The 21211-nt window shown below is 39.4% G+C and carries 17 protein-coding genes; 7 read left to right on the top strand and 10 right to left on the bottom strand.

What is annotated here, in order from left to right:
- The first annotated feature begins 131 nt into the window (after positions 1 to 131).
- The 4 genes from proS to GD597_RS10015 all read left to right on the top strand — a co-directional run bounded on the left by proS (position 132) and on the right by GD597_RS10015 (position 4381).
- A complete protein-coding gene (gene proS, locus GD597_RS10030) occupies positions 132 to 1607 on the top strand; it encodes a proline--tRNA ligase (protein WP_171607713.1) in 1476 nt (491 codons plus the stop codon).
- Between the two features lie 47 nt (positions 1608 to 1654).
- Positions 1655 to 2125: a DUF2752 domain-containing protein gene (locus GD597_RS22200; protein WP_171607712.1), complete on the top strand. Its 471-nt coding sequence runs from the start codon at positions 1655 to 1657 to the stop codon at positions 2123 to 2125.
- Positions 2126 to 2432: 307 nt separating this feature from the next.
- Positions 2433 to 2633: a hypothetical protein gene (locus GD597_RS10020; RefSeq protein ID WP_171607711.1), complete on the top strand. Its 201-nt coding sequence runs from the start codon at positions 2433 to 2435 to the stop codon at positions 2631 to 2633.
- A 131-nt stretch (positions 2634 to 2764) separates the two neighbouring features.
- A complete protein-coding gene (locus GD597_RS10015; protein ID WP_171607710.1) occupies positions 2765 to 4381 on the top strand; it encodes a L,D-transpeptidase family protein in 1617 nt (538 codons plus the stop codon).
- A gap of 120 nt (positions 4382 to 4501) precedes the next feature.
- Here the strand turns inward: GD597_RS10015 and GD597_RS10010 are convergent, their stop codons facing one another.
- A complete protein-coding gene (locus tag GD597_RS10010) occupies positions 4502 to 4678 on the bottom strand; it encodes a DUF6728 family protein (protein WP_171607709.1) in 177 nt (58 codons plus the stop codon).
- 112 nt (positions 4679 to 4790) lie between these two features.
- Between GD597_RS10010 and GD597_RS10005 the strand changes: the two genes are divergently transcribed.
- Positions 4791 to 6176 carry a phenylacetate--CoA ligase family protein gene (locus GD597_RS10005; RefSeq protein ID WP_171607708.1) on the top strand — a complete coding sequence of 462 codons (1386 nt, stop codon included), beginning with the start codon at positions 4791 to 4793 and terminating at the stop codon, positions 6174 to 6176.
- A gap of 91 nt (positions 6177 to 6267) precedes the next feature.
- Here the strand turns inward: GD597_RS10005 and GD597_RS10000 are convergent, their stop codons facing one another.
- The 5 genes from GD597_RS10000 to GD597_RS09980 form a co-directional block, all read right to left on the bottom strand.
- Positions 6268 to 7272, bottom strand: a complete 1005-nt coding sequence (locus GD597_RS10000; RefSeq protein WP_171607707.1) for a glycosyltransferase family 2 protein — start codon at positions 7270 to 7272, stop codon at positions 6268 to 6270.
- Positions 7273 to 7522: 250 nt separating this feature from the next.
- Entirely contained in the window at positions 7523 to 8842 is a 1320-nt protein-coding gene (locus GD597_RS09995; RefSeq protein ID WP_171607706.1) for an aspartate kinase, read from the bottom strand.
- A gap of 183 nt (positions 8843 to 9025) precedes the next feature.
- Complete coding sequence (locus GD597_RS09990; protein WP_171607705.1) at positions 9026 to 10759, bottom strand: amidohydrolase; 1734 nt, start codon at positions 10757 to 10759, stop codon at positions 9026 to 9028.
- Positions 10760 to 11026: 267 nt separating this feature from the next.
- A complete protein-coding gene (locus GD597_RS09985) occupies positions 11027 to 12364 on the bottom strand; it encodes a Gfo/Idh/MocA family protein (protein ID WP_171607704.1) in 1338 nt (445 codons plus the stop codon).
- Positions 12365 to 12409: 45 nt separating this feature from the next.
- Positions 12410 to 13354, bottom strand: coding sequence for a formylglycine-generating enzyme family protein (locus GD597_RS09980; protein ID WP_171607703.1), 945 nt, complete (start codon positions 13352 to 13354; stop codon positions 12410 to 12412).
- A gap of 372 nt (positions 13355 to 13726) precedes the next feature.
- Here GD597_RS09980 and GD597_RS09975 point away from each other — a divergent pair, with 372 nt between their 5' ends.
- On the top strand, positions 13727 to 14779 hold the full coding sequence (locus tag GD597_RS09975; protein WP_235954255.1) for a sugar kinase: 1053 nt from the start codon (positions 13727 to 13729) through the stop codon (positions 14777 to 14779).
- Positions 14766 to 15440 (top strand): beta/alpha barrel domain-containing protein, encoded by a 675-nt coding sequence (locus tag GD597_RS09970; protein ID WP_171607702.1) that lies wholly within the window; start codon positions 14766 to 14768, stop codon positions 15438 to 15440. The genes GD597_RS09975 and GD597_RS09970 overlap by 14 nt, the downstream gene beginning before the upstream one ends.
- Before the next feature lie 102 nt (positions 15441 to 15542).
- On the opposite strand, the gene GD597_RS09965 is transcribed toward GD597_RS09970, so the two are convergent.
- The 4 genes from GD597_RS09965 to GD597_RS09950 form a co-directional block, all read right to left on the bottom strand.
- The gene (locus tag GD597_RS09965) at positions 15543 to 16964 is read right to left on the bottom strand and encodes a glycoside hydrolase family 125 protein (protein ID WP_171607701.1); all 1422 of its coding nucleotides are present in this window, start codon (positions 16962 to 16964) and stop codon (positions 15543 to 15545) included.
- 103 nt (positions 16965 to 17067) lie between these two features.
- Positions 17068 to 17868, bottom strand: coding sequence for a glycoside hydrolase family 16 protein (locus tag GD597_RS09960; protein WP_171607700.1), 801 nt, complete (start codon positions 17866 to 17868; stop codon positions 17068 to 17070).
- 12 nt (positions 17869 to 17880) lie between these two features.
- Positions 17881 to 18771 carry a cyanophycinase gene (locus GD597_RS09955; protein WP_171607699.1) on the bottom strand — a complete coding sequence of 297 codons (891 nt, stop codon included), beginning with the start codon at positions 18769 to 18771 and terminating at the stop codon, positions 17881 to 17883.
- A gap of 267 nt (positions 18772 to 19038) precedes the next feature.
- Positions 19039 to 20901, bottom strand: a complete 1863-nt coding sequence (locus tag GD597_RS09950; RefSeq protein ID WP_171607698.1) for a glycoside hydrolase family 130 protein — start codon at positions 20899 to 20901, stop codon at positions 19039 to 19041.
- Positions 20902 to 21211 lie beyond the last annotated feature (310 nt).

The following is a 21211-nucleotide window of genomic DNA, read 5'->3' as shown; positions in this document are numbered from 1 at the left end:
AACTAACGATTGTTGGGGTTTCTTTCCTTTTATTAGCCAGGCAGTTCAACATGTAGCAGCTTTACTTGCGTCGCACACTTGTACTGCACCAAAAATGCAGCAGATTAACATTATTAGTTGAAACATAAAATATGGCAAAAGAAATAACATCAAGGGAGCAGGATTATTCTCAATGGTACAATGATATAGTGCTTAAATCTGGTTTGGCAGACTATACAGCTGTTCGAGGCTGTATGGTAATTAAGCCACATGGTTTTGCTTTATGGGAAATAATGCGTGATACATTGGATAAAATGTTTAAGGATACAGGGCACGTAAATGCTTATTTTCCCTTATTTATACCCAAGAGTTTTTTAAGTAAAGAGGCTGCGCACGTAGAAGGTTTTGCCAAAGAGTGTGCGGTAGTAACCCATTACCGTCTGATGAATGACCCCAATGGAGGTGGCGTAGTGGTAGACCCCGATGCCAAACTGGAGGAGGAATTAATTGTACGTCCCACTTCAGAAACCATTATTTGGAGCACTTTTAAAACATGGATACAATCTTACCGCGATTTACCATTACTAATTAACCAATGGGCCAATGTGGTTCGCTGGGAAATGCGTACCCGTTTATTCCTGCGTACGGCTGAATTTCTTTGGCAGGAAGGCCATACCGCCCATGCTACTGCCGATGAAGCTATTGCCGAAACCAGACAAATGCTTGATATCTATGCCAACTTTGCCGAAAATTATATGGCAATGCCCGTTGTACGGGGAGTAAAATCGGCCAATGAACGTTTTGCAGGTGCGGTAGACACCTACTGTATTGAAGCATTAATGCAGGATGGTAAAGCTTTGCAGGCGGGCACATCGCATTTTCTTGGTCAAAATTTTGCCAAAGCATTTGATGTAAAGTTTAGTGATAAAGAAAACAAACTGGAATATGTTTGGGCTACCAGCTGGGGCGCTAGCACCCGCTTAATAGGTGCATTGGTAATGGCACACAGTGATGATGATGGTTTGGTATTACCGCCTAAGGTAGCTCCTTTGCAAGTGGTAATTGTACCCATTTATAAGGGCGATGAGCAATTAGCCATGATATCAGAAAAAGCCAATGTATTGGCTAAAGAGTTAAGGGCAATGGGTATTTCGGTTAAGTATGATAACTCAGAACATGCCAGGCCAGGCTGGAAATTTGCTGAATATGAGATGAAAGGCGTTCCGGTGCGTGTTGCCATTGGAGCAAGAGATTTGGAGAAAAATCTGGTAGAAGTAGCCCGCAGGGATACAAAAGAGAAAATGACTGTGCCGGTAGAAGGCTTAAGCAGTTATATTAAGGATTTACTGGACGATATTCAGGTAAGTATTTACAATAAGGCCAAAAAGTTCCAGCAAGACCATATTACCAAAGCAGATTCTTGGGAAGAATTTATGGCCATACTGGATGGAAAAGCTGGTTTTGTATCAGCCCATTGGGATGGCACAGGCGAAACAGAGGAGAAGATTAAAGAGTTGTCAAAAGCTACTATCCGGTGTATTCCATTAGATAATCCACAGGAAGAAGGCACTTGTATACTAACGGGTAATCCTTCAACACAAAGGGTTTTATTTGCAAGAGCTTATTAAACAACACAATAGATTAAAACTCCGGGTTAATTTCCCGGAGTTTTTTTATGTTCTTTATAAAGATTTATATTTATGCTATTCTATTTATAATGGTAAAAGACCCAGCATCGACTAATACGAAAAAGCACAATGAGCCTTTACTTATTTTAGTAGTATTTGTTTTTTTATGGGTATTGTATTACTTCTTTTATCCTACATATCAACAGTTTTTTCCTGCTTGTACTTTTCACCAGATTACAGGGTTTTATTGTCCGGGTTGTGGAGCACAACGTGCATTTTTATCCTTATTACATGGCAATTTTTTGCTCGCCCTGCAGCAAAATTTTATAGTGGTCATTTCCATACCATTTGTTGTTTATCTGTATATTCTTGTATGTATAAATTATTTTCAAAAAAGGCAAATTGGCTCTATAGTTTATAAAAAGCAGTTTATACTATTTTTTGTGTTTACGTTATTGTTATTTGGCGTTTTACGTAATATACCTGTTTACCCTTTTACAAATTTTTGCCCCGGATAGGGTTACATTTTATTTAGAATGGTATTAATAGCAACTGTGTAAAATGGGTGTTGTTGCAGGGAAAGCTGTGGACAATGATTGTGATATTTACAATGTTTTTATCCTAAAACCATTGCCTTAAATTGTATAAGTACTGTTATATTAACATTTTATTCATTAAGTAATATAATATCCTTCTTATCTTTGCAGCGCTAAACCAGAGAATAATCAAACTCAGTAAATTCAGCTGTTTAACAGCCCCTAACGACTATGTTACTTCATCGTAACGCTTGCCTGATAAAGATTTTTAAGATTAAAATTAGACACGATGAAAAGCAATGTTAAAGAACCCATTATTATTTTAGATGGAGCAGAATTAAGTGAATTGGTATCTGAAGTAAAAGAAACAGTAGCTATTAATGTTGATGAAAAATCTGTATTCAGTGCAGCTGATTTATGGAACATCCAAAGAAACATGAAAACTACACAGAGATTCTCAAGGAAGAAATATCTTGAATCATATCTGTAATAAACCTTGTAACATGCTCAGCTTTTGAGTGAGTATTTTTGCAGGTTAACCCAACTTAATTTAAACTAAAGAGGCCTCTTTTAAAGAGGTCTTTTTTTTGTGCCTGGTTACGTTTATCTTTAAAAGAAAACTTGAAAAATTTAACCAGCATTCTTGTGCCGCTTATTCTACTGTTTATTGCATGTTGCACACAGAACTGTAATTATATAAATAGCCAATCTGCAATACAGGACAAAGATAGTTTACCCCGTAACCATAATATAGATATTAGCATCCCGGGCAACTTTAGTAAAATTACCAACCTGCATTTTGATAGTACCGCAGTGCAACAGTTCTTTTTGCAATTTCCCCTGATGTTGCCTTATAAAAAGGAAGTATCCCGTTTTTACACTGATCGTAATTATTCTTTTGCCTGGTACGATAACAATGGTTTATTAGAACAATCTCAAAACCTGTATAACAGGCTACTTAATCTATCATTGGAGGGATTGCCAGATACCGTTTTATATAAAGATGCATTTACAGGTCTTATGCAAAATGAAGGCTTAGATAGCACCAACCAGCCATTAATAACCAATGAACTGATGCTTACTGCCCAATATTTTATGTATGCTAAAAATGTTTGGGGTGGATTGGATGAGAAAACTACCAATGAGTTAAATTGGTATTTACCCAGAAAAAAGGTTGCATACGGACAGTTGCTGGATAGTTTATTAAAAGATGAAACACTGTTAACCAACGCTCCGGTTTACCGCCAATATAACCTGTTAAAATCTGCCCTGGCTAAGTACAAAGCTATTGAGGCTAAGGGGGGCTTTCCGGTAATAGTTGTCGACAAGAAAGTATATAAAACCGGTGACACGAGTGTGGCCATTGTTGCCATACGAAAAGAGTTGTTTTTAACCGGAGATTTAAAAAATGATAATGGTAGTAATATTTTTGATACTGCCTTAGCAACCGGTGTTTTACATTTTCAGGGAAGAATGGGTGAACAACAGGATGCAGTGATTGGCCCAGCCATGTTAGCAGAGCTAAAAGTATCCGTTGAGAAGCGGATACAGCAACTGATGATAAATATGGAGCGTAGCCGTTGGGTGCCCGTTGCATTGAAAGGAGATTATTTATTGATAAACATTCCAGAATACAAATTGCATGTAATTGCTAATGACAGCTTGCTATGGAGTATGAATGTGGTAGTAGGAACTGCCACAAATAAAACAGTTATTTTTAATGGAAACATAAAATACATTGTGTTTAGCCCTTATTGGAATGTGCCTGGAAGTATTCTTAAAAAGGAAGTATTACCGGGAATTAAACGCAATCCTAACTACCTCGCAAATCATAATATGGAATGGAATGGCAATGGGGTGAGGCAAAAGCCCGGTGTCAATAATTCATTGGGATTGGTGAAGTTTTTATTTCCAAACAGTTTTGATATTTATTTACATGATACCCCTTCCAAATCTTTGTTTGGAGAAACCAACCGGGCATTTAGCCATGGATGCATTCGCCTGGCCCAACCGCAAAAATTAGCTGAATATTTATTGAGCAATGATAGTAGCTGGAATACCGATAAGATAGTAGCCGCCATGAATAGTGGTAAGGAAAAATATGTAACCCTTACCCAAACCATGCCCGTTTTTATTGCCTATTTTACGGCCTGGGTAGACAGAAAAGGGCAATTGAATTTCAGAAAAGATGTGTACAACCGGGATAGCAGGCTGATTGGAATGATGATGGAAAAATAAAATGTATACCTGCTGAATAATGAACAGAACCCTGAACCGAGCGTGGCAAGTAAAGCTACATGCGTGCAATAACGCTTAGGTCAAAATAGTTTTAACCATTAATAATTTTTGCCAGCTTAATTATTTAAACATTGGCAAAATTACCAGCTTTACCAGCATCACAACCAGGGCAACTAAAAACATAAGCAATGAAATTCGGTTCATGCCATGCATGTATTTCATCCATTGGGTACGCTCATCGTTTGGATCGCGTTTTTTTATGTAGAGATATTCAGCTATCTGGCGCCAGATTCCCATAAGTAAATTTTATATAAAAGTAACAAGCTTCTTTCATTTATGTTCATAGCCTGTAGAAGAAAAAGGCTTAAGTTTTTGTGGTTATTACACTTGCTCGTATCTTGTTTGCATTATGGGGTTAAGTGAAACCATATATCAACATTCGCCGGTATGGATGCAAAACCTGCTGGTTACTGCTTTTGGCTGGCAATGGAAACAACGCCGCTTAGGTGGTGTTTTTACCGAACATTTTATTGCAGCACGTGAACGGGAATCCTATACGACTGACTTATGGAAAGCCTACCAACAGGAAGCATTGCAACGCATGCTGTTACATGCTTTTGATACGGTGCCATATTATACAAAATCTTTTTTGGCAGCAGGTATTCAACGCAGCCAGCTGGCCAACATTACACCGGATACAATTGGCTTATTGCCCATACTAACCAAAGAGCAATTAAGGCAAAATGGTACAACAGCATTGCTATCGGTACAAAGAGAACCCAATGGATCTTTTTTTGCCAGCAGTGGCAGTACGGGTACGCCGATACAAATTTTATTGTCTCATGCCATGCATCAGCGCTGGTTTGCTTTATTCGAGCAAAGGGTTAGGGTTTGGGCTGGTGTTGGCAGTACCATTCCAAGGGGTATGATTGGTGGCAGAAGAATTGTTCCCAACGCTAATGCAATTGCGCCATTTTACCGCTATAATTATTTTGAAAAACAGGTATATTTTTCAGCGTATCATATAAACGCAGATACTGCTGCCAACTATGTAGAAGGCATGCATAAATACCATATTGAATATATGACTGGCTATGCCATGAGCAATTATTTTCTGGCCCGGCATATTCAGGAGCAACAATTAAATGCGCCTGCTTTAAAAGCCGTTATTACCTCCAGCGAAAAACTTACCCCGCAAATGCGAGAGCTTTTTAAACAGGTGTATGGTTGTAAAACCTACGATGGCTGGAGCGGTGTTGAAGCCTGTGGTTTAATAAGCGAGTGTGAAGCTGGCAGCCTGCATATTAGCCCCGATGCCGGTTTGATAGAAGTGTTGGACGAGCAATTACAACCCGTTCCATTTGGGGTAGCTGGCGCCGTTTATTGTACCGGCTTTTTAAATGTAGATCAACCACTTATCCGGTATAAAATTGGGGATGATATTATATTGAGTGATAAAACCTGTACTTGTGGCAGACAAATGCCCGTAGTGCAGGAAATTACTGGCAGGTCAGAAGATGTAATTGTGGGCACAGATGGCCGGCAAATGGTACGTTTTCACAGTGTTTTTAATGGGTTAACTACCATCAAACAGGCGCAGGTAATACAGGAATCACTGCAACAGATAACTATAAAGCTAGTGGCCGATGGCATTATTTCCAGATTGGATATGGATTTGATGCAACAAAGAATTCAAAGCCAGTTGGGCGATGTAAATATTGCATTTGATGTAGTAGATACCATTCCGCTTCAACCCAATGGAAAATACAAGGCTGTTATATCTAAACTCTATTAAGTCAGGGTTTTAATTGTTGGCCCTGCAATGGTAAAAGCAGCAGCTTTACTTGCGTCGCACACTTGTACAACATAACCTATGGCAGCTATTTTTATTTGCCGGTTACCAGTTTATGCAAAGTGCCATAACCATATAAAAAATGGAAAGAAAAAAACAAAAAGGGCAATACAAAAAGGATGGCTTTTTTGGTGTTGGTAAAGGCACTAATAGCTACCACCAATCCACAACTTAAGTGAAGACCGATTATAAAAAGCAGGGGCCATAAAAAGTACACCATTATTTGAGGCATTAAAAATGCAGTAGCCAGTGTACCCAAAAGCAAACCCAATAAACCAGAGCAAAAAATAAACGGCACCACATGCCTTAAACCCATTGAACCGGGATTTAATTGCAAACTTACCGCGTTCCATTTCCCCGTAAGTTTGGCATAATCAAACAATCCCTTTATAGTTTGTTTTGGGTAATAATAGGCCGATACTTTATGCGTATAATATAGCTTGTGCCCGGCCTGCATAATACGGTAGTTCATATCATTATCCTGGTTACGTACCAATTGCTCATTATACCATCCTACTTCATTGAAAATAGATTTTTCAAAAACAGGGTAGGGGCATTGCTCGCTGATGCCTTCTTTTGCTGTGCGGTAAGATTTGCTGCTTACACCAAAGCTGCTGGTAAGCATATAATAAATTAATACGCTTTGAATGTCCGCATCATTTTTGGCCACCACAATTTTTCCGCTGCAGCCTGCGCAATGGTGTGTAATAGCTTCTTCCAGACAAATAGCAAGATAATCTTTGTCGTATTTACTATGTGCACCCAAAATGGCTATATAGTTGCCTTTGGCATGTTGTATGCCCAAGTTAAAAGCTGCCGGGGAAATTTTTTTGCTATTATGTATTACGCGTATCAGCGTATTATTTTGGGCCAGTGTTTCTATTTTGGCCGTGGTGCCATCTGTACTGCCACCGTCTACAATTAATAGCTCCAGGTTAAAACTATCGTGCTGTTGCCCAATTACCGATGCTACCATTTCATCAATATAACGCACTTCATTGTATACTGGAATGATAACGCTTACAAATGGTTTTTGCATTGATAAAAGATTGGTGGTTGTAATGCTGCACAAGTAAATAATAATTACTTACTATGTACCCTATGGTTAAAATTATAATATTATTGTAACACATAATGGTTTGGCCCCGGGATATTCTTTTGCTGCATAGCATTACCAACCGTACAAGTGTGCGACGCAAGTAAAGCATCATAGAAATAAATAGTTTGGCTCAAAAAAAAAAAGCCCGGCAAACATAACTGTTACCGGGCTTGCCAGAATAATCCATTTTTTACAAACCAAATACGCCTGTATTAATTAGCTGCAATGCCTCTTTTTTATTGGCCGCAGGTATTAACAAGGAAATATTATGATGGCTGCCACCATAGCTAACCATCCGCACAGGAATGGTACTAATGGCATTAAATACATTTTTTAAAACATCGGGTGTTTGCGCAATTTCGTTACCAACTATTGAAATAATGGTTTGTTCTTTATCTACTTCAACACTGCCAAAAGGCTCCAATTCTTTTATTATTTCATCCAGGTGAAGATCTGTATCTATGGTAACAGAAACGGCCACTTCAGAGGTGGTAATCATATCAATAGAAGTGCGGTATTTTTCAAACACTTCAAATATTTTTCTAAGAAAGCCATAAGCCAGCAGCATTCGGCTGCTTTTTATTTTTATGGCAATAATGCCATCTTTTGCGGCTACAGCTTTTACACCCACACTATTGGCATTTTGTTCAATGGTAGTGCCTTTGGCTTCGGGCTGCATGGTGTTTAACAACTTTACCGGCACATTATACATTTGTGCAGGCCAAATACAGGTAGGATGTAAAATTTTAGCACCAAAATAAGCCAGTTCCGCAGCCTCATCAAAACTAAGTTGTTCTACGGCAACGGTTTTATCTACAATGCGTGGGTCGTTATTGTGCATGCCGTCAATATCGGTCCATATTTCACATACAGTAGCATTAATGGCTGCTGCCACCAAAGATGCGGTATAATCACTTCCACCGCGTTTAAGGTTGTCTACTTCGCCTTTAACATTGCGGCAAATATAGCCCTGGGTTACAAACAGTTTTTTATTACTGTTTTGTTGCAATAACTGGCTAAGTTTTACTTTAATGCTACCAATTTGAGGCTCTTCATTATGGTCTATGCTCATAAATTCAAGTGCCGGTATATGTAAATGGTCAACACCATTTTCTTCCAGATAAATAGAGAATAATTTGGTGCTCATTAACTCACCCTGCGCCAGAATATCTTTATTCAAAGCTTCGCTAAAAGATATTTTTAAAATAATGGTAAGAAATTCAAAATGCTCTGTAACAATGGCATTGGCCTGTTCACGTGCAGAGGCAGATTGTACCAAATCAAGCACAAAATTTCTGTAATGTGCTTCCAGCTCATCAATCTTTCGTTTGGCTGCTGCCCTGTCTCCGTTGGCAATACTATCACTAATATTTACCAGTGCATTGGTGGTGCCGCTTAAAGCACTTAATACAACAATAGTAGGCTCGTTGCCACTGGTAATTAACTGCGCTACCTGGCGCATACGTTCCGGCTTACCAACACTGGTACCGCCAAATTTCATAACTTTCATAACCCCCTCCCCAATTTTTAATAATAATTTTTGAGGTGCAAATGTATAGTGTGCAACTCAAAATGGCATATACATTTTTTATGCCGGCAGCAAAGCATTGGGCATCGCCGCTTGTGTCACTCACTTGTACGTTCCGTTTTTATGGCAACAAAAGTATTTGCGGGGGGGGGGCGTTATCTTCCTTTATTGTTGTTGATAAACAATCCGACCCTCAAACATGGTCCACTGTACTTTTGTTTGCTGCATCGCTTCCGGACTAATGGTAAAAATATCCCTGTCAAGCAAAATAAGATCTGCCATTTTTCCCGGCTCAAGTGAGCCAATTTGTTTATCCATTTGTAAAGCCCTGGCAGCATTAATAGTATAGGCATACAACATGTCAATCCTTGGCATAGCCTGGGTTGAATCTAAAACGCCTTTCAGTCCCAATCTTGTTTCTGCGTCATAAATGGCAATAAAGGGATTGGCAGAGGTTACGGGCCAATCACTGGCGCCGCAAATAGTAGCACCAGATTGTAAAAGTGAGCGTGCTGGATATTGCCATTTATACAGTTCAGGGGCAATATAGGGTTGTACAATATCAATAGTAGTAATATCTCCCAAGGCCCACAGCAGTTGAAGCGATGCCAAAACGCCTAGTTGTTTAAAGCGGGTAAAATCAGTTGGTTGGGCAATTTGTATATGGGTAATGGTATGCGGTATATGGCTGTTGCCGTTTATTTTTCTTGCAGCTGCAAAACCATTCAGCGCATCAGTTACAGCAAGATCACCAATAGCGTGTACATGCACCAGCAAATTGGCTTTATCGGCCGCCGTAACAAACTGGTTAAATTTAAGCGGATCTACCATTAATGCACCATTCGACCCCGAATTGGTATATGGTTTAGATAATGCCGCAGTTTGTGTGGGATATTCAATTACTCCATCAGCAAAAATTTTAAAGCCAAGTACACGCAGGTTCCGGGTATTGTTGTATTGTAGTTGTAGCTTTTTTAAATTGGCTATTTGTTTAGCTGCATTGCCATTGGCATCTGCCACAACTACGGCAGTCACATGTGTTGTAAGCTGCTTAGTTGCAGATAGTTTCTGATAAGCCTGCAACATTTCATTCTCCGTTGCATCTGTTGAGCCGCAGGCGGGGTCAAGAAATGCGGTAATGCCGTTACTATTAAGGTATTCCATTGCTTTTGAACCAGCGGTTACCCAATCTGTTTGTATTTCGGGTAAAATGGCGTTTAGTTTATCTATGCCGCTATCTGCAATAAAACCATTAGGCGCATTATTAGGGTTAATGCCATAATATTTTTTTGTTTCCAGCGGTAACTGACTGATGAAATTAGTAGTAATACCCGCTTTTTGCAACAGGAAATTATTGGCCCAAATAGTATGGCCATCGCTGCCGCGTAATAGTATTGGTTTGGCGGCATAACCTGCTGCATTAAATGTGTTGTTGAGTTCATCAATATGAGACCAGGTGCCAATATTAATACCTTCGATAATTAGAAAGCCATCGAACATGCCACTGCCATCATTGGTTACTTTTGTTGCGTATTGCTCTAATGCTTCTATGGTTACGGCACTGTCGTACAAGTTAGCATGCAGCAATCCATCTCCACCCTGAAGGGCATGATTATGGCTATCAATAAAACCTGGTAAAATGCACTGACCATTCATGTTTATTAAACTGGCTTTGTTGCTAAGCGCATTTTTTACTTCATTAAAATTGCCGATTGCTACTATCAAATTTCCTTTGATGGCTACTGCTTCTGCATAGGGCATTTTAGTATTGGCAGTAAAGATTTTTGCATTAAACAGTATTTTTTCATTGCTGTTTATTGGCGTTGTTTCCTGGGCCTGTGTTTTTATACTCAGTAAAAAAAATAACAGGCTAAGTGCAATTTTTATAGTAGAAGACATATCCTTGTTTTTTTTAAAAGTATTGAGAATTACTTTACTCAGGATAAAAAAACAACAGAAAGCTAATTGTCTTGTATTTAGGGTAGATTGTATTGGCTGTTTAAAGCTCAATGATTTGTTGCAGCACAAGTGTGCGACGCAAGTAAAGCAGCAAAAATGCTTTGTTGCCTGGCCCAAAAAGTTTCATTCCCAATAAGATGTAGAACCGAAATAAAACAAAATAGCCAGGAATAATCCCGGCTATTTATGCTTATTACATTTATTATACTATACAAACTTGGTTACTCCTGGAATTGCTACAGGATAGAATCCATCAGCATTTGGCAGTAATTGTGGTAAAGTATCCCAGGTGTAGGCACTTGGTTGCAGGTTTAAATTAAGGTTGATAGCTTTATCCCACTCAACTACTAGTCCGCTATAAGTGGCCAAACGACCTAAAATAGAAGTCATAGTGCTTTTGGCGCCTCTTTCAGCATCGGCAAATTTATATTCACCTTTTGCGATAGCTGCAAACAGTTCATCATGTTCTGTTTGGTAGGGATTATTTTCATTTTTCTTGTTGTATTGGTATAATGGGTTGCCTTTGCTATCTAAAATGGTGGCGGCACCACATTGTATACTACCTTTTGTACCAACTAAGAGTTCATCCACTTTACTCATAGTGCCCGGAATATGGCGGCATTGGCTATTTAAGATAGAGCCATCAGCATAGGTAAATTCAACATAGTGGTGATCAAATATTTCACCGTATTCTTTCCCCTTGCGCACCTGTCTGCCACCCATGCCCTGGGCTTTTACAGGATAGCCACCTTTAAACCAGTTAACTACATCAATATTGTGAATATGTTGTTCGTTGATATGATCGCCGCAAAGCCAGTTAAAATAATACCAGTTACGCATTTGGTATTCCATTTCGGTTTGTCCTGCTACACGAGGTCTTACCCAAACACCATCGTTATTCCACCAGGCTTGTGCAGAAACGATATCTCCTATCATGTCCTTGCGTTGATACATTTCGCGATAGGAATTCTGATACCTTCTTTGTAAGCCAACTACTACGTTTAATTTCTTTTGTTTTGCTTTTTCTGCGGCCTCTAATACTTTTCTGATGCCTACGGGATCTGTTGCAACCGGCTTTTCCATAAACACATGTTTACCCTGGTTTATGGCTTCTTCAAAATGTATGGGGCGAAAACCTGGAGGTGTGGTTAGAATTACTACATCAGCCAGGGCAATTGCTTTTTTGTAAGCATCGAAACCAACAAATTTTGTGGCTTCAGTAACTGTGATTTTATCTTTTATACTTCCGGCTGTACCGCTCCAGTCAGAAATGTCATCAGCTGTTAATTGCTTATAACAATCGTCTAACCTGTCGCGAAAGGCATCAGCCATTGCAACCAGTTTTACATTTTGCTTACTAAGCATGGCCTGCATGGCAGCACCGGTACCACGACCACCGCAGCCTACTATAGCTACTTTAATGGCGTCAGATGATCCTGAAAAAAAGTTGGCGCCAGAAATTAAAGGCGCTGCCAATATACCACCGGCAATCATACCGGTTTGCTTAACGAAGTCTCTTCTGGAAGAATTTTTGTTGGCTTGCATGTTAGAAAATTTGTGTATTTATAAAATTGTTAAAATATCTATTGGTTAATATTTACTATAAAAAGCAGCGGCTTCTGCTGCGGTGGGTTGTTGTACCGGACTAACAATTCTAAAACCCACAGTACCAGCATCGGTTAACCACCATTTACTTTTGGGTACCTGGGGATCTCTGCGATTCATGTAAGGTATTGATTTGTTTCTTGCAGCGCTCCTTAAATTAATAGCAGGGTCTTCATAGCATCCTCCGCGTATTGATCTTGGGTATTTTGGCCCGGGGGACATTAATGGATCTTTGGCATTGGCAGCGATTTTTGTTAGGTAATCATTGTCATATTGGTCCAAGGTCCACTCGCTTAGATTGCCCATCATATCGTATAAGCCCCATTGATTTGGTTTTTTCTGCATCACTTTATGAAATTTTTCCTGCCCATTATCTACAAACCAGGCATAATCTCCCAGTTTGCTGCTATCGTTGCCAAAATAAAACATGTCTTTGCTACCGGCTCTGCAAGCATATCCCCATTCTGCTTCGGTGGGTAGGCGATAGAATACACCGGTTTTACTATAGAGCCATTTGCAATACATGATTGCAGTATACTGGCTCATGCTATTTACGGGAAAGCCGCCCTGCTTACCCATACCCATACTAAAATCTATATATTGTGGTGTGGGCCTGGTAACTGCATCTACTTCCTCAGAATTTACCGGAATGGTTGCATCTTCATAGAAAAGCTGGAACTCATCAAAAGTAACTTCGTGTTCGCACATCCAAAATGCAGACAGGGTTATGGTTTGTTGGGGTTTTTCATCCTTTTTTGCAGTTTTATCGGTGGCCGGACTTCCCATTTCAAAGCTGCCAGCAGGTATTGGCACCATAGTGAAACTTACTTTTGAGCCCGGGATAACACTGGTATATTTTGTAAATTCTTTTTGTGCAAAACCACAAAAAGCAAGGATTAAAAAGAGCGGAATAAAAATCAATTTTTTCATGCGTCGAACTTACTAATAAATCGCTACTATGTGAAATATTATGTGCGTTTTCTGCCGGTAATTTGCTTATAATTTTGCTAATAAAAAAGTTGCACAAAAATTGCGCAGTTTTTAGTGTCGATTTTACAGTAATTTTTTTGTTTCGTGATTTTTTGGCTGTCATATAACAAGTAAAATGCATGTAAGAGGTGTATTTACGATATATTGATTCTTGCTGCATTATGTTCAGAAAGCACAAGAGTGCGACGCAAGTAAAGCCTCTTTTTGTACAAAAGTCTGGCACCTAATTTTTGTAATCTTCATCTGTTTTTATGTAGTATATTGGCACTTTGCAACTCTATTGATTTTCATAAGTAAAACTAATTTTGTATTATGGCGGATGCTAAGTTTAAAATGGAGTCTAAGGGTAAAATATTATCGTTTGGAGAGTTGCTTTTGCGCATTTGTCCTGATGTGGAAGGCGAGTGGCTACAACAAAAGCAACTGCCATTTTATGTAGGTGGCGCAGAGGCCAATGTAGCGGTAGCACTTGCTTTGTGGCAAACGCCGGTTGCTTATTGTACGGTAGTGCCTGATAATTTAATGGTTAAACAAATAGCAGCAATGCTTGAAAAAAAAGGGGTAGATACCGGCACCATTATTTATGCAGGCGATAAACTGGGATTGTATTTTTTACCCAAGGGGAAAGACCTAAAAAATGCTGGTGTTATTTACGACAGAAGTAACTCTTCTTTTGCGGGGATAAAAGCTGGAACAATAGATTGGGATAAAATTTTTGATGGAGTAGGGTGGTTTAATTTTAGTGCTATTGCACCTGCAATAAGCACAAATACTGCAGCTATTTGCAAAGATGCGCTGCAGGCGGCAAGGCAAAAAGGTATCACTATTTCGGTTGACTTAAATTACCGTGCAAAACTTTGGCAATATGGTGTTGCGCCTATTGATATAATGCCCGATTTATTACAGTATTGCCATGTGGTAATGGGTAATATTTGGGCTGCTGAAAAAATGCTTGGCATTGCATTTAATAATCCATTATCGGCAAATGCCGCTAAGGCCGATTATATATTACAGGCGCTGGATACAGGTAATAAAATGCAAGCTATGTTTCCCAATGTAGAAGTTGTAGCAAATACTTTTCGCTTTACCAATAACGAAGGATTGTCTTATTTTACTACCCTTCAATCGGGTAATAACTTACATGAATCTATTACCTATAACACCTCTACAATTATTGATCAGGTAGGTAGCGGAGACTGCTTTATGGCTGGTGTAATTTATGGACTGTATTATGCAAAAACCTATCAGGAAACGCTTGATTTTGCCACTGCTGCTGCTTTTAGCAAGTTGTTTACCGAAGGCGATTTTACCAATAAAACCATTAATGATATAGAACAGTTTAAATTAGCATATGCGCATAAATAAAACCATTATAACCGAAGCCATTATACAGCAGGGTATGCTGCCACTTTTTTATACAGATAGCGTAAAAGTAAGTTTAGAAATAATTGGCACTTTGTACAAAGCCGGAATAAGGGTAATTGAATATACCAACAGAGGTGTTGCTGCCCTGGAAAATTTCCGCTTGTTAAAGGATACACTGGCTGCAGAAGCACCAAATTTGTACCTGGGTATTGGTACCATTAAATCTGTAGATCAGGCCAGAGATTTTATAGCTGCGGGTGCCGATTTTATTGTTGCACCAATTGTACAACCAGATGTGGCTGCTTTAGTAAGCAGTGCAGGCCTGGCCTGGGTGCCTGGTTGTATGACGCCATCTGAAATTTACCGTGCGCAGGAGTTGGGCGCATCGCTTATTAAAATATTTCCTGCCAATATTTTGGGGCCGGCATTTATAAGTGCTGTTAAAGAATTATTTCCAGGACAATTATTTATGCCCACAGGCGGGGTATCAGTTAATAAAGATAACCTGGCTTCATGGTTTAACTCGGGTGTTTGCGCCGTTGGTATGGGTAGCAAGCTCATCAGTACACAAATATTGGAACATGAACTATACGATGAGTTGTTTAGTGAAACCCAAAAAGCTTTGGCGCTTATTGCCGAAGTAAGAAGCGAAATAAAATAATTTAAACCATTGTTGGCCCGGCTGCTGATTAAATTTGGGGCTTTACTTGCGTCGCACACTTCGGGGGTTTGATTAAATGGCAGCAGTAAAATACCCATTTATTTAGCGCAACAGGTGTGGCTTTTCCCGGTACACTTTCCAAATAAATTCGCCAAAAATAGTATTGGCCCAGGCAAACCATTTGCGTGTAAAATTGGTAGAATCATTTTTATGAAAACTCTCATGCATAAAACCGGTGCCGCCATGGTTTTTTTGCAGCATATCCAGACATGATTTTATTTCTGCATCATTATCCGATGTTAGTCCGCGCATAATAATACTTAGCGGCCAAATCATATCAGCACCTGCATGTGGCCCGCCAATACCTTCCCCGGCCGTGCCTTTATAGAAAAAAGGATTTTCGGGAGACAATACATATTTTCTTGAATTTTGATATGTTTTATCTGTTTTATCCACTGCATCTAAATAAGGCAAAGAAAGTAAGGAGGGTACATTGGCATCGTCCATCAAATTATAACTGCCATATCCATTTACCTCGTAGGCAAACATATTGCCATAGGTTTTGTGTGTAATAACACCATGGGCTACCAATGCCGTTTTTATCTGCTCGCTTAAATCAAAGGTTTCTTTGGTAAATGCTGCATCAAATAATTTTCCGTTGCCAATACGTGTTATATAGGTAAGTACCCTAAAAGCAAATAAATTACTCGGAATCAGGTAGGCAAAAATTGTGGCATCATCACTTGGGCGAAACATAGAGCAGATTAAACCATTTGGTTTTACTGGATAGCCATAGCCGCTTAATGGCACACCATCAGTTGCCCAGGCTGTATTACGTTGAAAAGTATAAGGCCCCTGGCCATGAAAGCGTTGCTGTTCTTTAAATGTTTGCACAATTAATTTCATAGCCGATACCCATTGCGCATCAAAGGGAGATGCATCGCCGGTTTGCTGCCAGTAACCATAACTTAAACGGATGGGATAACATAAGCTGTCAATCTCCCATTTACGTTCGTGTATGCCGGGTTTCATATCGGTAATATCAGTGGCTTTCCATTCGCTGATTTTGCTTTCGTCTTTATAAAAAGCATTGGCATAGGGATCTTTTAAAATACATTTTACCTGACGGTGAATTACGCCTTTTATTAACTCCTGTAAAGGTTTGTCGTTTTTGCAAAGTGGTACATAGGGCCAAACCTGAGCTGTGCTGTCGCGAAGCCACATGGCATCTATATCGCCTGTAATTACATAGGTGTCTGGTTTGCCTTCTATTATTTCAAAATCAACGGTGGTATCCAGTGTATTGGGGAAGCAGTTTTCAAATAACCAGCCTAATTCTTTATTGCCAATATTTGATTTAACTTCTGCAATTAATTGTTCAACAGCTGTACTGGTAAATTTTCTGTTGGCGCTGGCCGTGCGTACCACAGGAAAATCAGCATAATCTCGGGCATTTGCATTTTTGTTAATGGCCAATGCGGCTGTTGCCAGTGATGCCTGTTGAATGAAAGTTCTTCTTTGCATGGTATAATAAATTAGTTATTGTTTTGCTGCATATGGGCTAAACGCACAAGAGTGCGACGCAACCGGGCTTCATTATTGTGCTGATGCCGGGCTACAAATTATTTTATTGCTCCTGGTACACTTTAACATAGTCTACCAAAAACTCTTTTGGTAAAATGCTGTCATCGGGGTTGCCTAGAAAATCGCCGCCTACGGCCATGTTTAATATAAAATGAAAACGCTCATTAAACGGATATGGCACATTTTTTATGTTTGTTACATTGGCAATGGTGCCTTCGTGAAATTTAACACCATCTACCAGCCATTCTATTTTATTTTTTTGCCATATTATGGCATAGGTATGAAAATCGTCGCCCCAGCCATCAGGCGTTACGCGTACCAGCTTGCTGCCTAAATAACGATTGTTGGGGTATGCCGGGCCAAAGTGTATGGTGCCATAGAGCGAATCAGGCTCCTGGCCCTTGGTTTCCATAATGTCTATTTCTCCGCTCCAGGGCCAATGGCCAAATTTGCTGTCGGTGGGCATCATCCATATGGCGGGCCACATACCCCGGCCTACTGGTATTTTTGCCCTTATTTCCATTTTGCCAAAAGTAAAATCTGCTTTGCCTTTTGTGGTAATTCTGGCAGAGGTATACTGCCGAGTTAAATAGGGTTCTTTAATGGCTTTAATATGTAATAGGCCATTTTCAAGATAGCTGTTTTCTTTGCGGGCTGTATAGTATTGCAACTCGTGGTTGCCACCACCTTCATCGTTTACTTCGTAGTTCCAGATGCTGGTATCCAATTGACTTCCATTAAAATTTTCTTCCCAAACCAGTTTCCATTTTTTATCTTTTGAATTTTGGGCGTGCAATAAAATAGAGGTACTACAAAGCAACAATAATAATGGCAAGGCTTTCATATAGTGATTGGTTTAATAAATTTCCGTCATGATAGGGGTTGTTTCCTTACCCATGCGTTCAATAAACTTCCGGTCTTTTACCATATAGCCATTTCCTTTGGCACAGAAATGCACTTTCAGGTTTTCTACGCTAAGTGGGCTGCCTTCATGTATATCGGCAATATTGGTGTGACTAATGTCGTGCCCGTCAATAATAATTACCAGTCCGCTACCAATGGCTTCCATGTGATCGCCATAGGTAATCAGCATGCCGGTGTCTTCGCCTAAGCCAATGCCAATGCAACCTGGGTTAGCGGCCACTACCTGTGCCAGTCGGCCAAAACGGCCCCTTTTTTCAAAGTGCGAATCAAATATTACATTATCCATAAAACCCAGTCCGGTAGTGGTTTTCACTTCTCCTTTAAGATGGGCACGGGAGGCATTGCCTTCATAAATCATGGTGCTGCTCATTGCCATGGCACCAGCCGAGGTGCCCGCTACCACAAATTTTTCATTTTGATACCGGTAATGAATGGTTTTTAGAAAAGCGGTACCGCCAAAAACGGCGGTAAGCCTTAATTGATTACCGCCACTAAACATCACACCATCGCATTGGCGAATACGCCGGTTAAAGTCTTCATTGGCCACGTCTTCGCGGTTTCTAATATGCATAAGGCCGATATTGGTACAGCCAATTTTGCCAAAGGCATCCAGGTAATTTTCACCCACCTCGTATGGTATGGTAGAGGCAGTGGTAATAACTTCAATCCGGGCATTTATACCACCAGCTTCGTCTACAATACGACGCAAAATACCGGCTTCAAAAAAATTATGATTTCTAAGTTGAAGGTCGTCTTTATCCAGTTCAGAGCCTTTGTCTTCGGCCCCGCCAATTGCTATAAGTTTTCCTTTTGGAGTGCTCATGCTTTAAAAAGTGATTCGTACAAAAATAAGGGAATTGGGTATTGTGCCGCCAAAACAGGTACTATTGGTTAACATTGGTGTATAACATGAGGAAAATAAATACAAATGTGTATTGCTTATTATCCCGGCTAATAATGTATTGCAGCTTTTCTTGCGTCGCACTCTTGTACGCCAACAATTCTATGCGACAATGGAAGCTTGGCACTTAAAATGAAAAAGGTGCAGGCAAACACCCACACCTTTTCAACAGTTACCCCTATGTAAAAGTTAGTTAATAATATTTTTAATTCTCAATAAGAGCAATTCGGCGTCAACTGGTTTTTTAAGGTATTCAGCTGCGCCCATACGCAAACCTTTAATTTCATCTTCCTGACTTACATGGCTGGTTAAGAACACAACCGGTATTTTAATTTTGCCGGAATTTAAAAAATCTAATAGCTGGTACCCGTTAAAATTGGGCATAGAAATATCAGATAAAATAAGATCGAAACTATGTTTGCTTATTTGCATAATAGCCTGTAAACCGTCTGCCGCCACTACTACCTCGTATCCTTCATTGGTTAGAATATCTGTAACAATCAACTGAGATAGTTCATCATCATCTACCAATAAAATTTTATGTGCATCTTTTTTAATACTGGTTGTATCTACAACATATGCATCGGGTATCATTTTTTCAATCAGTTCCCGCACATTTACAGTTGCAAAACCTGAACTGCAGTCAGACATTGCATAAGGAATAATCACTTCATCGTTATTGATAATAGAGCCACAGGAATAAACAACATTGGGTACATAGCCTTCTCTTTCGTCTTCATTGGCTACCAATAAAGGTTCGGATAACTGGCCAATCACTTTTGTAGGGTCATTTTTATCCAGCATAATAGCTCCCAGGCAATAACGTCTCATGGCACCTACGGCGTGAGTAATTACCAGCCAGCCATGTGGTGTTTCAATAGGGGAACCACTGTTACCTACCTGTACAAATTCCCATGGGAAAAATGGTTCCTGTACCAGAATAGGTTCGTTGTTCCAGTTGGTAAGCTGGTCAGAAAACATAATAAAATTGTTCTCGCCATCATTTCTGGAAAGCATGGCATATTTACCATTTATTTTTCTTGGAAATAAAGCCATCCCTTTGTTTTGGGCATATTTACCATAAATGGGTTTTACCTTAAATGTATAAAAATCGCTGGTTTCAATTAATTGTGGCATAATGGCAAAACCGTTGTAGGCTGTGTAAGTGCCATAATACATTACTTTACCATCGTCATCGGTAAATTTTATAAAACGGGCATCTTCAATACCATTACTTTCTGTATCTGAAACGGGGAAAATCACTCTCTCAGATATGGCAGTATCCATAGAGAAAGTTATTTCATATTGTGCATTGGCAATCCATTTTATAGCTTCCAATACCTGTTCTTCTAAAATGGTAATGGTGTTGTTATGGGTATATTCTGCAATGCTTTGCCTTAATTCCCTGAAATAAAAATTATCGCCAAACCGGCCCAGTATTTTATCAATAACCTCCGGGTTATCAATATGCATATCTTTTAATTTCTCTAAGAATTTTGGCTTGTTGTAAATATGTACCTGTATGGTTTCGGCTTCTTCAACCAGTTTGCCTGATTGTTTGAATTCCAGGTTATTGTGCTTGTCTAGTGTGCCGCCCCTGAATTCCAGCGAAGAAATATGGCCCTCACCCGTAGCGCGGAAGCTAACTATAATCCTGGTTTGCCCTTTTTCCAGATTGGCCTGATCAGGATCTAATACCATGGATGGGTTAAAAAATGCGGCGGATTCAATAGAGTATTCGTGTGTGAAATAGGCGCCCATTAATAATTTTCTTTCTTTAGAAAAATTATCTGCATCGTAGCCCTCTTCTTTTGCTATGGATAATACCCTGTCGAAATTTTTAGCGAACACTCGTGTTATATTACGGTGCCTGTTTGAAAAATCACGCAGTGTTTGGTTTAATACTTTTAAGGTGTCTTCTTCTGATAATGCCATCAGGCGCTTAATAATTTTTTTCGCTCTTTCTGGTCCGCCTGGCATAAAAAAACGAACAATTACTCTTTTAGGGTTGGCAGAAAAGTAGACTGGTTTTCGGTTTACAGTGATTGTCATTTGGTTGGATTTTAATTAAGGTTCAAAGTAGTGGCTGGTTTTCAGCACTATTAGGATACGAAAAGAATATGAATTTTTGGTTATTGGATACGGCGTTTTAGATTCGTTCTTTCAAATATAGTTATTTATATTAAAGAAAATTTACCTTTTATAAATTAACGGCAATATTTTTTTTCTGTTGTATGCTGGCCCAAATTTGTTGATTTTGATAGAATTTTCCTAGAAAAGAACTTGAGTAAAGTTGATTTTAAGGTTGATTTATACCTAAAGGAAAGCGGGTCGTTATTATTAGAATAATTGTAAGTTATAC

Source organism: Limnovirga soli (genome assembly GCF_013106755.1).
Taxonomy (GTDB): Bacteria; Bacteroidota; Bacteroidia; order Chitinophagales; family Chitinophagaceae; genus Limnovirga; species Limnovirga soli.
The sequence above is the reverse complement of the archived record's forward strand: the minus strand, read 5'-3'. Positions and strand labels throughout refer to the sequence as shown.

Excerpts from the sequence above, each read along its gene's own strand:
- GD597_RS09965 (WP_171607701.1), bottom strand. The coding sequence starts at position 16,964 with ATGCAAAGAAGAACTTTCATTCAACAGGCATCACTGGCAACAGCCGCA.
- GD597_RS10010 (WP_171607709.1), bottom strand. The coding sequence starts at position 4,678 with ATGGGAATCTGGCGCCAGATAGCTGAATATCTCTACATAAAAAAACGC.
- GD597_RS22200 (WP_171607712.1), top strand. The coding sequence starts at position 1,655 with ATGTTCTTTATAAAGATTTATATTTATGCTATTCTATTTATAATGGTA.
- GD597_RS09995 (WP_171607706.1), bottom strand. The coding sequence starts at position 8,842 with ATGAAAGTTATGAAATTTGGCGGTACCAGTGTTGGTAAGCCGGAACGT.
- GD597_RS09970 (WP_171607702.1), top strand. The coding sequence starts at position 14,766 with ATGCGCATAAATAAAACCATTATAACCGAAGCCATTATACAGCAGGGT.
- GD597_RS09985 (WP_171607704.1), bottom strand. The coding sequence starts at position 12,364 with ATGCAAGCCAACAAAAATTCTTCCAGAAGAGACTTCGTTAAGCAAACC.
- GD597_RS09955 (WP_171607699.1), bottom strand. The coding sequence starts at position 18,771 with ATGAGCACTCCAAAAGGAAAACTTATAGCAATTGGCGGGGCCGAAGAC.
- proS (WP_171607713.1), top strand. The coding sequence starts at position 132 with ATGGCAAAAGAAATAACATCAAGGGAGCAGGATTATTCTCAATGGTAC.
- GD597_RS10020 (WP_171607711.1), top strand. The coding sequence starts at position 2,433 with ATGAAAAGCAATGTTAAAGAACCCATTATTATTTTAGATGGAGCAGAA.
- GD597_RS09975 (WP_235954255.1), top strand. The coding sequence starts at position 13,727 with ATGGCGGATGCTAAGTTTAAAATGGAGTCTAAGGGTAAAATATTATCG.
- GD597_RS09950 (WP_171607698.1), bottom strand. The coding sequence starts at position 20,901 with ATGACAATCACTGTAAACCGAAAACCAGTCTACTTTTCTGCCAACCCT.
- GD597_RS10000 (WP_171607707.1), bottom strand. The coding sequence starts at position 7,272 with ATGCAAAAACCATTTGTAAGCGTTATCATTCCAGTATACAATGAAGTG.
- GD597_RS10005 (WP_171607708.1), top strand. The coding sequence starts at position 4,791 with ATGGGGTTAAGTGAAACCATATATCAACATTCGCCGGTATGGATGCAA.
- GD597_RS09960 (WP_171607700.1), bottom strand. The coding sequence starts at position 17,868 with ATGAAAGCCTTGCCATTATTATTGTTGCTTTGTAGTACCTCTATTTTA.
- GD597_RS09980 (WP_171607703.1), bottom strand. The coding sequence starts at position 13,354 with ATGAAAAAATTGATTTTTATTCCGCTCTTTTTAATCCTTGCTTTTTGT.
- GD597_RS09990 (WP_171607705.1), bottom strand. The coding sequence starts at position 10,759 with ATGTCTTCTACTATAAAAATTGCACTTAGCCTGTTATTTTTTTTACTG.